Annotated in this window: 11 protein-coding genes; 7 read left to right on the top strand and 4 right to left on the bottom strand. The window is 41.7% G+C overall.

Annotation, left to right across the window (positions count from 1 at the left end; genetic code table 11):
• Positions 1-46: 46 nt before the first annotated feature.
• Complete coding sequence (locus tag M2448_RS14800; protein ID WP_280647162.1) at positions 47-1,747, top strand: glycoside hydrolase family 43 protein; 1,701 nt, start codon at positions 47-49, stop codon at positions 1,745-1,747.
• A gap of 148 nt (positions 1,748-1,895) precedes the next feature.
• Here the strand turns inward: M2448_RS14800 and M2448_RS14795 are convergent, their stop codons facing one another.
• The 4 genes from M2448_RS14795 to M2448_RS14780 form a co-directional block, all read right to left on the bottom strand.
• Positions 1,896-3,920 carry an oligopeptide transporter, OPT family gene (locus M2448_RS14795; protein ID WP_280647163.1) on the bottom strand — a complete coding sequence of 675 codons (2,025 nt, stop codon included), beginning with the start codon at positions 3,918-3,920 and terminating at the stop codon, positions 1,896-1,898.
• A gap of 201 nt (positions 3,921-4,121) precedes the next feature.
• Positions 4,122-4,574: a hypothetical protein gene (locus M2448_RS14790; RefSeq protein ID WP_280647164.1), complete on the bottom strand. Its 453-nt coding sequence runs from the start codon at positions 4,572-4,574 to the stop codon at positions 4,122-4,124.
• 56 nt (positions 4,575-4,630) lie between these two features.
• A complete protein-coding gene (locus tag M2448_RS14785; protein WP_280647165.1) occupies positions 4,631-5,359 on the bottom strand; it encodes a DUF4184 family protein in 729 nt (242 codons plus the stop codon).
• A 12-nt stretch (positions 5,360-5,371) separates the two neighbouring features.
• Positions 5,372-6,136 carry a tRNA threonylcarbamoyladenosine dehydratase gene (locus M2448_RS14780; RefSeq protein ID WP_280647166.1) on the bottom strand — a complete coding sequence of 255 codons (765 nt, stop codon included), beginning with the start codon at positions 6,134-6,136 and terminating at the stop codon, positions 5,372-5,374.
• Between the two features lie 436 nt (positions 6,137-6,572).
• Between M2448_RS14780 and purD the strand changes: the two genes are divergently transcribed.
• The 6 genes from purD (at position 6,573) to lpxA (ending at position 12,876) form a co-directional block, all read left to right on the top strand.
• Positions 6,573-7,844 (top strand): phosphoribosylamine--glycine ligase, encoded by a 1,272-nt coding sequence (purD, locus tag M2448_RS14775; protein ID WP_280647167.1) that lies wholly within the window; start codon positions 6,573-6,575, stop codon positions 7,842-7,844.
• Positions 7,845-8,852, top strand: a complete 1,008-nt coding sequence (locus M2448_RS14770) for a hypothetical protein (RefSeq protein WP_280647168.1) — start codon at positions 7,845-7,847, stop codon at positions 8,850-8,852.
• Between the two features lie 180 nt (positions 8,853-9,032).
• Positions 9,033-9,506, top strand: a complete 474-nt coding sequence (locus tag M2448_RS14765; RefSeq protein WP_280647169.1) for a DUF4251 domain-containing protein — start codon at positions 9,033-9,035, stop codon at positions 9,504-9,506.
• A gap of 125 nt (positions 9,507-9,631) precedes the next feature.
• A complete protein-coding gene (gene lpxD, locus M2448_RS14760; RefSeq protein ID WP_280647189.1) occupies positions 9,632-10,672 on the top strand; it encodes a UDP-3-O-(3-hydroxymyristoyl)glucosamine N-acyltransferase in 1,041 nt (346 codons plus the stop codon).
• Between the two features lie 22 nt (positions 10,673-10,694).
• Positions 10,695-12,080 (top strand): bifunctional UDP-3-O-[3-hydroxymyristoyl] N-acetylglucosamine deacetylase/3-hydroxyacyl-ACP dehydratase, encoded by a 1,386-nt coding sequence (locus tag M2448_RS14755; protein ID WP_280647170.1) that lies wholly within the window; start codon positions 10,695-10,697, stop codon positions 12,078-12,080.
• 10 nt (positions 12,081-12,090) lie between these two features.
• Positions 12,091-12,876 carry an acyl-ACP--UDP-N-acetylglucosamine O-acyltransferase gene (gene lpxA / locus M2448_RS14750; protein WP_280647171.1) on the top strand — a complete coding sequence of 262 codons (786 nt, stop codon included), beginning with the start codon at positions 12,091-12,093 and terminating at the stop codon, positions 12,874-12,876.
• The last annotated feature ends 98 nt before the right edge of the window (positions 12,877-12,974 follow it).

Raw genomic sequence — 12,974 nt, 5'->3', positions numbered from 1 at the left:
TTCAATAGGCATATATTTGCCACATAATTCTTAAAAGTGAAATACCATGCAGAATACAGGCAAATTCTTTGTGCTACTTTCTTTATTCCTATTATTTACGGATATGGCAGCGCAAACTGAATCGGGAAATGAGAAAAAGGCTTATTTCAATTATTTCGAATATCGGGGAATGGATAAAGTCTTCGAACAAGAAATAGACCACAGCAAAGAATACTTCAACCCTATTGTCAGTGGATTCTACCCCGACCCGAGTATTTGCCGCAAGGGTGATGACTATTATATGGTGCATTCCACATTCGCATATTATCCGGGAATACCCATTCTTCACAGCAAAGACCTCGTAAATTGGGAACAAATAGGGTTTGTGCTGAATCGTCCCTCTCAATTGAATTTACCTGACGGACTAAGGCTGAGCGGCGGAATATATGCACCTGCAATAGAATACAATAAATACAATGATACTTTCTACCTCATCACTACCAATGTAGATGGCATAGGCAACTTCGTGGTGAAAACAAAAGACCCGCATGAAGGCAATTGGTCTGAACCTATAATATTGCCTAAAGTCGGAGGTATAGATCCTTCATTATTCTTCGATGAGGATGGGAAGGCATACATTGTTCACAATGATGCTCCGGAAGGCGAACCGGAATGGGACGGACACAGGGCTGTATGGATACACAACTATGATGTAAATACCGACCAGACTTTTGGTGAACGAAAAGTAATACTTGACGTAGGAGTAGACCGCAGCACAAAACCTGTATGGATAGAAGGTCCGCATATATATAAAATAAATGGCAAATATTACCTGATGGCTGCCGAAGGGGGAACAAGCGTAAACCACTCAGAGGTAATACTTATATCGGATAATGTGAAAGGCCCTTATACGCCATACGCAGGCAATCCGATCCTTACACAACGCAACTTACCCCAAGATCGTCCGCATGCAATAACCAGTGTGGGACATGCTGACCTGATAGAAACATCCCAAGGAGACTGGTATGCCGTATTTCTTGGTTGCCGCCCGTATATAGGAAACTATTATAATACAGGACGGGAAACATTTCTGCTGCCGGTAACGTGGAAAGACGGATTTCCGATTATTCTGGAGCATGGTAAGACTGTACCATCCATTGTAGAAAAAGAAGGTCTGTCTCCAATTCAAAATACACTAACAGGAAACTTTGTATGGTGTGACGATTTCGAGAAGAATACGCTGGACTATAAGTGGACTTTCATTCGCACGCCACAAGGCAAATGGTGGGATATAAAAGACGGAGCAGTGGTAATAGATGCCATTTCCCGCAATATCAACCAAAGGACGAATCCTGCATTTATCGGTTACCGTCAGCAGAATCTCATTTTTGAAACTGTAACAGAGCTTGTCTTTAACCCTGATAACGAGAAAGGACTGGCCGGACTGGTTTGTTATCAGAACGAACGATATAATTTCGTCTTTGGAAAGACAAATATCAATAATACAATGGCTCTCATGGTAAAGCGGAATGATGGAGGCACAATAGAAAATATCGGCAATTATATTATTCCGGCTCAATATGAGAAGACTCCGGTATGGCTGAAAGTGAGAGGCGAAAATGACAAGTATAGTTTCAGTGCATCCTTCGACAATGGAGCTTCATGGATCGGCATAACAACCGAAGCCGATGCTAAAAACCTCAGCACACAAAGTGCAGGAGGGTTTACAGGTGTAGCTATAGGCATGTACGCTACTTCTGATAATTGATTCTTTTAAATAATACATATTCATTGGTAAATTGGTATAGATTGTTCTGAAAACGGAGTTGCTGTAAGTTATAGAGCAACTCCGTTTTATTTATACAGAAAGCGGATATCCCGAAAGATACCCGCCTTGTCATATTCTGATTGTTATCCTATTTAATCTTTCTTTGCTTCATTGCCGCATATCCGAAATAAACGATAATAGCAGCATACATAAACAAAGCCAATATCTGAGACATGTTGCTTTCGAGCCATTCCTTATTTACCAGATCGACTCCGGCAAACTTAATGATGGCACTTACAACCCCCATCAATGCACCACCGGCAATAAACCCTGATGCGATCAATGTTCCTTTTTCCACACGTGCATTATTCAGTTCTGTGTCTTTACTGCGGCTGCCTACATACCAATTTACGGCGCCACCTATCAGCAACGGCACATTCAGGTGAAGCGGGATAAACATACCCAGAGCGAATGCCAGAGACGGCACTTTCATGAAGTTAAGGATCAAAGCAATCGCTGCACCTATTCCGTACAATATCCAAGGAGCACCCGTACCGGACATCAGCGGGTCGATAACAGCAGCCATCGCATTTGCCTGCGGCGCTACCAGCGCACCTTCCCCTGTGAAACCATACGTCTCGTTCAATATAATCATCACTCCCCCGACAGTTGCTGCCGAGACAAGAGTTCCTAAGAATTTCCAAGTTTGTTGTTTAGCCGGAGTAGTTCCCAACCAATAACCGATTTTTAGGTCGGTAATGAATCCGCCCGCCATAGACAACGCCGTACATACGACACCTCCCATAATAAGGGCAGCAACCATGCCTCCTGTACCATTCAACCCGACTGCTACCATGATAACGGAAGCCAGAATCAATGTCATCAGCGTCATACCCGAAACCGGATTCGTTCCTACAATCGCAATAGCATTTGCGGCTACGGTCGTAAAGAGGAAGGTAATGATACCTACAACCAGTATAGCCACAATAGCATAAAACAGGTTGTGCATTATACCCAGATAGAAGAATATAAAAGTAGCCAATATAGCCAGAATAACACCGATAGATATTATCTTCATAGATATATCGCGCTGTGTACGTTTTACTGCGTCGGTGTTTTCTTTTTTACCACCTTTCATTTCTTTTGCCGCAAGGCCAACTGCACTTTTAATGATCGGCCACGATTTGATGATACCCAGAATACCGGCCATTGCAATACCGCCGATACCGATATGGCGTGCCATTGTAGCAAAAATAACCTCTGGCGAAGCCGCAGCTATGCCTCCAACCAAATCGCCACCATCGATATAAGGAGCAGGATTGATCTGCTGCAACAAAGTATCTCCCAAGAACGGGAACAGAGGCACCAGTACAAACCATACCAGAGCCGAACCGGCACAGATAATAGCCGCATACTTTAATCCGACTATATAACCAAGTCCGAGAACTGCTGCTCCCACATTTACACTGAACAGCACTTTCGCCTTATTGGCAAGCGTTTCACCAAACGGTATTACACGCGAAGTGAATACTTCCGACCATGCACCGAATGTAGCTATCACAAAATCGTATAATCCTCCGATAAGACCGGCAAAGATCAACGGCTTAGCCTGATCGCCTCCTTTTTCGCCGGAAACCAATACCTGAGTAGTGGCTGTAGCCTCAGGAAACGGATATTTTCCGTGCATGTCGGATACAAAATATTTACGGAATGGGATCAGGAACAAGATACCGAGTATCCCTCCCAACAAGGAGCTCAGGAATACCTGAAAAAACTGTACTGAAATCTGGTCTCCGTATTTCGCCTGTAATATATACAGTGCAGGAAGCGTAAAGATAGCCCCTGCAACGATTACCCCACTACTGGCACCAATAGATTGGATTATAACGTTCTCGCCAAGCGCATTTTTTCGCTTCGTGGCACTCGACAGTCCTACTGCAATAATGGCTATGGGAATAGCCGCTTCGAATACCTGTCCTACCTTCAATCCCAGATAGGCAGCAGCAGCACTGAACAGCACCGCCATAACCAATCCCCATATTACAGACCATGGGGTTACTTCTTTATACTGTTTATTGGGAGACATGATGGGATTATATTCTTCTCCCGGTTTCAATTCTCTGAAGGCATTTTCCGGCAGCCCGCTCACCTTTTCTTCGTTTTCCGTCTTCACGTGTTCGTTATTTTTGAGGTTACATGATTCATGAATTAACAATGATACAAAGCTACATTTTTTCCTGTAAACAAAAAAGCTGCTCTATGACAGCTTTCAGCACTGGCAACACTAAATCAGACAGACAAGCAGAAGCTTCAATTTTCACAGAATGACTTTAGCCGATATCGTTCGGGCTAAAGCCTTAAAGTACCTCTTATATCAATCGTTGTGATAAGAAATATTTTTATGCTCACAAAGCTCTATCACTTTACTCTTTACCGTCATCACATCGCTATATTTCAGTTCCGCCAATTCTATCTTGCGTTGTTTTTGCCCACCATTGACCAAGAATACCAGATAACCGGGACCGATATTTACACTGCTGACACTCACCCACTCTATAGTGATTGTCTTCTGTTTTGGCAGATGCGCTTCTACCACTTCCTTATTTATTTTCAGTATTGAGGCAGGAAGCCATAATGTATTCAACAGCATCATGATGGCCGCAAAAACAAAACAGATAGCCCCTGCAAAAAACAAAAGGCCATAATTGCTAATCGCTGTTTGTGTAATAAGGATATACAAGCCGAATATGGCAAAATAAAGAGAGAATATAAGGTTCGTAATTTTCTGTCCTTTCGATATACCGTAGTTTAAATCTAATTCATCCATAATAATGCTGTTTGTTGTAATTTGTTAATACAAAGATGTGAAAATAAAGCGGGTTTTCAGACTTTGCATTTTTTTATTAATAAAGGTGTTAATATTAATGCCATCAGTAATGCCGATATAAAATTAACAATAACATGCCCGTAAAGTTTATAATTAAGTCCGGTCAGCAGTCTGACAAGAAGAATAAGAGCCACAATAGCAACAAATACTATCCAATAACGGATATTCACCTTAACAGTGGGAATATTACCGGCAGGCATCTTCCAGACTACCAGCAAAAGCGCCAATCCGCCCAATACCGTACTGGAATACTGTAATATCTTAAATACAGGTAATTGCAATCCGCCTATGCCCACTATCTCCCCGAACCATCCGTATCTTTCCACAAACCAACCTGTCTCGTGTGTAAAGCTATCCCATAGCAAATGAGAGAAAATACCGATCAGCACCGATATAACTACGACAATCCAGTTCTTTTTAAAATAGCTGTTCCAATCGAATTGCTTGTAACCGGCAAAACGTGTTTGCAGAAAACCGGGAAGATTATCAAATAGTGCATCCCTCACAATATTATGAAAGGTAAAAGCCAAAACGACAGCCAATGGTAAATCGAGCCAGAATACACCTCCCAGAGTGTGACTATAATCGCTCTGCATCCGCATCCTGAGAAAATATTCAAAATCGGGTATAACACTGCCTATAATCAGTCCGGTCAGCGAAACCCACCTCTTAGGCAGATAAGCTAAAGGTAGTACAGCTATAGGATGTGAAAAGGTAAATGGCATAACGTTCTGGTTCTATTCTTTACAAATATCCTGCACCACCAATCCGGCTAGTGTGAACCCGAAAATTGCCGTTATATGCACCAGCGTTCCGTTTATCTGAGCTTTCTTACTTGGGTTTTCTTCTTTCAGCAGAGCCGACTTTTTCGATTCGTCCGTTTCATATACCGATCCCTTGTTTTCCAACAATTCATCACTATATACACACAGGAACTTCTTTGCAGGCCTTTCTCCTTCTTTCATCTTGCGGCGAAGTGCAGCTGCCAGCGGGCAACCCTTTACCTTCCAGAACTCAGCAACCTTTATACGTGTAGGATCCATCTTGAGGGCAGCACCCATAGACGAATATAGCTTCGCCTTCGTGCGCGCGGCAGTACGAATAAGGTGTACTTTATATTTGAGGCTGTCGATGGCATCAATGATATAATCGTAAGTATCGAGCTGAAAGGACGCTGACGTATCTTCATTATACACTCCGGCTATAGCGGTTATATCTGCTTCGGGGTTTATATCCAATAATCTGGATTTGAGTGCTTCTACTTTCAGCTCGCCGATTGTCTTGGTCGTAGCCATCAACTGGCGGTTAATATTCGTCTCGCATACACGATCGGCATCTACAATGGTTAGTTGCCTTACCCCCATACGGATAAGCCCTTCGGCACACCAACTGCCTACACCTCCCACTCCGAACAATATAATACGCACCTTACCGATATGCACCATCGCCTCTTCGCCCAGCAGGCGTTCTGCACGATCGAATATCCCATTTATTTCGCTCATCAACCTTTTCTTTTTTCAGCACAAAATTACAACAAGAATTGCTATTATTCTGCAAGCAAAGTCAATAAAGTGAAATCCGGCACTTGCAGACATGAATTAAATTTTAACTAAAATGTAACGAAAGTAACGGATTTGTATTGTTTTGATCTTTCATTACTTTTCACCTTCCTCATCCTCTGCCGGCACAGATTTTAACTAAAATGTAACAAAAGTAATGGATTTACACTGTTTTGCTCTTTCATTACTTTTTTGCCTGTTCACATTTTCAAAGACCGCTTTCATTGGCATATCGACACATTACCGAATTGCCACATTGATATTCTATTGATAAACCTTTTCCATTTTCATACATCTGCACTGGAAAATACAAGCAATGGTTTCCGTATAAGAAAAATAATCATGTATCTTTGTCCCTCAAAGAAAAAAATACAAGTTTATGAACATCTTACTGTTAGGTAGCGGAGGCCGCGAGAATGCACTCGCCTGGAAAATAAAACAAAGCCGGAATGTAGAAAACCTGTATGTAGCACCGGGAAATGCGGGAACACATCAGATAGCCAAGAATGTAGAAATATCCGGTACTGATTTTCCTGCCATAAAGCGATTTGTGACAGAAAACAATATTGGCATAGTGGTGGTAGGTCCCGAAGAACCATTGGTAAGAGGTATTTACGATTATTTTATAAATGATCCGGAAATAAAAAACATACCTGTTATAGGCCCATCGCAGGAAGGGGCTAAACTGGAAGGCAGTAAAGACTTTGGCAAGCAATTTATGATGCGTCACAATATCCCTACTGCTCGCTACAAAAGCTTTACACTGGATCAGTTAGCTGAAGCTTACGATTTTTTGGAAGAACTGAAAGCACCCTATGTGCTGAAAGCCGATGGGCTGGCTGCCGGAAAAGGAGTGCTTATACTCAATAGTCTGAGCGAAGCTAAAAAAGAGCTGAAAGAAATGCTCGGCGGAATGTTTGGCGATGCCAGCAAAACAGTCGTTATAGAAGAATTTCTTTCAGGAATAGAATGTTCTGTATTTGTACTGACTGACGGCGACTCTTATAAAATACTTCCCGTAACCAAAGATTACAAGCGCATAGGCGAAGGTGATACCGGGCTGAATACCGGTGGCATGGGCGCAGTATCGCCTGTCTCATTTGCAGACCAGACTTTTATGAAAAAAGTCGAAGATCGTATTGTAATCCCTACTGTAGAAGGGCTGAAAAAAGACAATATAGTATATAAAGGATTCATCTTTCTCGGACTGATAGAGGTAAACGGCGAACCTATGGTCATCGAATACAATGTGCGCATGGGTGATCCCGAAACGGAAGCTGTAATGCTGCGTATCAAATCCGACTTTGTCTCATTACTCGAAGGTGTCGCTACAAACACACTCGGTAGTAAGTCTTTGGAAATAGACGAAAGATACGCCGTAACCGTCATGCTTGTTTCGGGCGGCTATCCGGGCGATTATGAGAAAAACAAAGAAATATTAGGGCTGGAATCGGTTACGGACAGCATACTTTTCCATGCCGGCACAAAACTGGCGGATGGCAAAGTGCTGACAAACGGCGGACGCGTCATTGCGGTGAGTTCTTACGGACAGACTAAGGATGAAGCCCTTGCTACATCTTTCAGAAATGCGGAAAAGGTATCATTTGATAAAAAGTATTATAGAAAGGATATCGGATTCGATCTGAAATAAATGGCAGCAATACCAAAATCATATAAGAAATATATTGCAGAAGGAAAAGCTATACTTTTCTATTCTATTGCTTTTGCAATATTAATGCGGGTGATCTACTATCTGAACTTCGATCTCTCGGTAGAAGTCGTATCGAACGGATACCTGTGGAAACCACTGTCATTATTGTTCAGCAATCCGTTGGTATCACTTTTGGCAAACAGTGTATTCACAGCAGGACTGGCATTATTAGCAGAAAACATCAATACCCAACATGTTTTCATCAGAAGGCGCACATGGTTGCCCTCTGCTTTCCTTATATTACTATTCAGTTGTCACCCCTCCTTCGTAGTAATATCTCCGGGATTTATCAGTTCCATCTTTTTCTTATTTATCATTTTCATCCTATTTGCGTCTTACAACAGCGAAATAAAGCAGATCCCGACCTTCAAGGTTAGCTTTATGATTGCACTAGGCAGCCTTTTTTCGCCAGTACTACTGGCATATATGCCTATCATCTGGATCTCGCTTGGCATAATGCGATGCTTCAATTTTAAGTCTTTTCTGGTATCGCTTCTGGCTATATTCATAATTTATTTTCCGGCATTTTCTTTTTATCTGTTCTCCAGCAATCTGGAAGGGTTTCTAGCCCCCTTTGTTTCGATAGGGCTATCCGATCTGAGCAATTTCACTTTTCTGGGATTCAATATCGGGCACTGGATTATTCTAGGCTTCTCGGTTATCCTGTTATCCATTATATTGAGCGACGACTACATCAACCGCCATAAGGATAAGATAAAGATACGTGCATACCTTTCCATGCTAGGCCTTATAGTCATTTTCTCTATGCTATTCTATCTGTTTTTCAATGTAGATATACAAACCGACCTTTTTATAGCTATCACTACGGGAATTGCCCTTCTATCTCATTTCTTTGCTCTGGCTGAAAGAAAAGTGACTGTTATCTTCTTCTATTTCTCAATTATTTTTTATCTTGCCATCTGTTTTTTACCTTTTTTATCTTTATAAACAAAACATTTCAAGGGATTTATACGTTTTAACACAAAAACGCGTTAACAGATAGAACGGACTATAAGAGAACGCCAATTGATCGTATATAACCAGCAGAGGACTTAGAAATTCGATCTCCACATACGGAGAAAAAAAATACGGAACCGGAATTGTAAACTAAAACCATAGGAGGACATAATGATGAAAACACTAATTACAGCTACACTGATAGTTGCATTTTTCTTCAGTTGCAAATCAGGAGACAGCCTAACCAAAGCGGAAACTATGGCCAAAATAGCCGAACAGGTAGAATCGTCCAGATACACATTTGTACCTCAGACAGCCCATCCAATGGGAGGCAGAGCGATAAACATTACCTCGTCTTACGAATTGAAGGTAACTAAAGATACAATTTCAGCTTACCTGCCATATTTTGGCAGGGCATATACAGCTCCTTACCCGACTGATGAAGGTGGCATAAAATTCGTGAGCACTAACTTCAGTTATGAAACAAAAGACAATGGTAAAGGACAGTGGTACACGACTATAGGCATCAAAGACGACCGCAGAAATGTACAACTCACACTAGATATCGGTAATACCGGATATGCCACTCTGACGGTGCGTGACAACACCCGTCAACCCATATCTTTTTATGGAAGAATTGAGTAATATAAATAATATTTCACCTTCCTGAACTGTTTTTTTAGGTATAAAAGTCATATATTTGGAAAATTATTGTTTATTTCGCATCTCTGAAAGAGACGCTGATTAGTTTTGAATATTTTTTTATGCAAATATCCTTCACCGCAGAGCAAATTGCTACTGTATTAAACGGTACAATCGAAGGGGATACTTCTGTTGTGGTGCACAACTTTTCTAAAATAGAAGAAGGAAAGCCGGGTACTCTTACTTTTCTGGCTAACCCTAAGTATACCCATTATATATATACGACTAATGCCAGCATCGTATTAGTGAATAACGACTTTAAGGCCGAACAGCCGATAAAAGCCACACTTATACGCTGCGAGAACGCATATGCAGCTCTGGCTATCCTGTTGGATATGGTAGAGAAGTTGAAACCCCAGAAAAAAGGAATCGAAGCCATGTCTTGTGTTTCGCCAAGTGCTACTATAGGCGAAAACACATATATCGGCGCCCTTTCATATATATCCGATAATGTTAAGATCGGAAACAATACTAAAGTATATCCTCAATCATATATTGGCGACAATGTTACCATCGGGGAGAATACAATTATTTATCCGGGTGTAACTATTTATGCCGGCTGTATTATCGGTAGCAATTGCATCATTCACTCCGGAGCCGTTATCGGCAGTGACGGATTCGGGTTTGCTCCCGAAAATGGTGTTTACAAGAAAATACCACAGACAGGTATCGTTATCTTAGAAGATGATGTCGAAATAGGAGCAAATACAACGATAGACCGCGCTGTGATGGATGCTACCATTATCCGCAAAGGAGTGAAGCTAGACAACCTTATCCAGATAGCTCACAATGTAGAGGTGGGGGAGAATACCGTTATGGCGGCACAAGTAGGTATCTCAGGATCTACCAAAGTTGGAAAAAATTGTATGATGGGTGGGCAAGTCGGTTTGGGCGGACACATTACCATTGGAGACAATGCCAATATCGGAGCACAATCCGGCATAATCAGCAATATAAAACCTGACTCTAAAATACTAGGCTCTCCGGCTATACCGGTAAAAGATTTTTTCAGATCGAGCGTTGTATTTCCCAAATTACCGGAAATGTACCGCAAACTGGCACAACTGGAAAAAGAAATAGAAACATTAAAGTCAAACCTAAACAAATAAGAACCATATACTCAAAATTATAATGAGCAAACAACATACGCTAAAAGACAGTTTCACACTACAAGGAAAAGGTCTGCATACAGGACTACCAATTACAATAACATTTAATCCGGCTCCGGACAATTTCGGATACAAAATAAAGAGAATAGACCTTGAAGGTGAACCTGTTATAGAGGCGATAGCTGAAAATGTTGGAAATACTCAACGGGGAACAGTGCTCATCAAAGACAATGTACAGGTAAGTACCATAGAACATGGTATGGCTGCCTTGTATGCAATGAGAGTAGACAATTGCCTCATAGAGGTAAATGCTCCTGAATTTCCCATATTGGACGGAAGCTCTGCACAATATGTAGATGCCATAAACAAAGTAGGCATACAGGAACAGGCCGAAGACAGAGACTACTTCATTGTGCGCCACAAAATGGAAGTGACTGATGAAGAAACAGGCTCAAAATTAACACTCCTGCCTGATGACCGTTTTTGTATCAACTCTTTTATAGAATTTGAATCCAAATATATCCCAAATCAATCGGCAACACTGGAACATCTTGCCGATTTTGAAAAAAATATCGCAAACTGTCGGACTTTTGTCTTCGTACGCGAAATACAGAAGCTGCGTGATGCCGGACTTATAAAAGGAGGCGATCTGGATAATGCGATCGTTATCTATGAACGTCAGATATCGCAGCCCGAACTAGATAGTCTGGCCGATCTGCTTGGCGTTCCGCACAAAGACGCGACAGAGCTCGGATACCTCAACAACAAACAGATACTGTATCCGAACGAGCCTGCGCGCCACAAACTTCTGGATATTATCGGAGACATGGCACTTATAGGCAAGCCTATCAAAGGGCGCATTATTGCCACACGCCCGGGACATAAGATAAACAACAAACTTGCACGTCTGGTACGGAAGCAGATCAAGATGAGCGAGGTGCAACCTCCTTTCTACGATCCAAATAAAGAAGCGGTTTTCGATATCAACAAAATTAAAGAACTTCTGCCACACAGATATCCATTCCTGATGGTAGATAAAATCATAGAGATAGGACAGAAACACATTGTCGGTATAAAAAACCTCAGTGTAAACGAATTGTTCTTTCAAGGACACTTCCCTCAGGAGCCTGTGATGCCGGGTGTACTGCAAATAGAAGCCATGGCACAAATCGGCGGCCTGCTTGTCTTATCACAAGTAGAGGAACCCGAAAGATATTCAACCTATTTCCTGAAAATAGACAATGTAAAATTCCGCAATAAAGCCGTACCCGGAGACACTCTGATATTCAGATTGAATATGATGTCTGAAATAAGAAGAGGCATTGCCAACATGAAAGGATACGCTTTCATTGGAGACAAACTTGTTTCTGAGGCTGAATTTACGGCACAAATAGTTAAGAATAAATAAATTATATACTATGTCGAATATTTCAAATCAGGCATATATACATCCTGAAGCAAAAGTCGGTAAAAATGTAGTGATAGAGCCATTCGTATTTGTAGACAAAAATACAGAGATAGGTGATGGCACATATATTATGTCGGGAGCTAATGTAAGAGAGGGAGCCCGCATTGGAGAAAACTGCCGCATATTTCCGGGTGCAGTTATAGGTGGTATTCCGCAAGATTTGAAATTTAAAGGAGAAGACAGCCTGGCTATTGTAGGAAATAACACTACAATACGCGAATGTGTAACCATAAACAGAGGTACTGCTTCGAAAGGACATACGACTGTCGGCAGCAACTGTCTCCTTATGGCATATAGCCACGTTGCACACGACTGCGTGCTTAACGATTTCGTGATACTTGGCAATGCTACACAATTAGCAGGAGAAGTAGAAGTAGACCATCATGCTATCCTTAGCGGAGGAACGCTTGTTCACCAGTTTACCCGTATCGGAGCCCATGTGATGATACAGGGTGGGACCCGTTTGGGCAAAGACATACCTCCATACATCATTGCCGGGCGCGAGCCTGTTTGCTATTCGGGAGTAAATCTGGTAGGCTTGAGAAGAAGCGGTTATGCGAATGAGAAGATCAACGAAATACAGGAAATATACCGCACCATATATCAGGCAGGATTCAATTTCACAGATGCTATAAACAAAATAGAAAAAGAATTTGAAGAAACACCTGAGATGAGACTGATCGTAGACTTCGTAAAAGAGTCTCCTCGCGGAATCGTCAGAGGATATATGGGATAAAATACGAGAAACAATTACAGCATAAGCCCTGAACTGTTCGACAGTTCAGGGCTTATTGCTTATAGATACCAGCAGAAAAGCTTATAACATTTTCTCAC

Origin of the sequence: Dysgonomonas sp. PF1-14 (genome assembly GCF_029892965.1) — a bacterium.
GTDB lineage: Bacteria > Bacteroidota > Bacteroidia > Bacteroidales > Dysgonomonadaceae > Dysgonomonas.
Note: the sequence above shows the minus strand (reverse complement) of the source record. Positions and strands in the feature narration are given on the sequence as shown.

Excerpts from the sequence above, each read along its gene's own strand:
- M2448_RS14800 (WP_280647162.1), top strand. The coding sequence starts at position 47 with ATGCAGAATACAGGCAAATTCTTTGTGCTACTTTCTTTATTCCTATTA.
- M2448_RS14785 (WP_280647165.1), bottom strand. The coding sequence starts at position 5,359 with ATGCCATTTACCTTTTCACATCCTATAGCTGTACTACCTTTAGCTTAT.
- M2448_RS14765 (WP_280647169.1), top strand. The coding sequence starts at position 9,033 with ATGATGAAAACACTAATTACAGCTACACTGATAGTTGCATTTTTCTTC.
- M2448_RS14755 (WP_280647170.1), top strand. The coding sequence starts at position 10,695 with ATGAGCAAACAACATACGCTAAAAGACAGTTTCACACTACAAGGAAAA.
- M2448_RS14790 (WP_280647164.1), bottom strand. The coding sequence starts at position 4,574 with ATGGATGAATTAGATTTAAACTACGGTATATCGAAAGGACAGAAAATT.
- purD (WP_280647167.1), top strand. The coding sequence starts at position 6,573 with ATGAACATCTTACTGTTAGGTAGCGGAGGCCGCGAGAATGCACTCGCC.
- lpxA (WP_280647171.1), top strand. The coding sequence starts at position 12,091 with ATGTCGAATATTTCAAATCAGGCATATATACATCCTGAAGCAAAAGTC.
- M2448_RS14780 (WP_280647166.1), bottom strand. The coding sequence starts at position 6,136 with ATGAGCGAAATAAATGGGATATTCGATCGTGCAGAACGCCTGCTGGGC.
- M2448_RS14770 (WP_280647168.1), top strand. The coding sequence starts at position 7,845 with ATGGCAGCAATACCAAAATCATATAAGAAATATATTGCAGAAGGAAAA.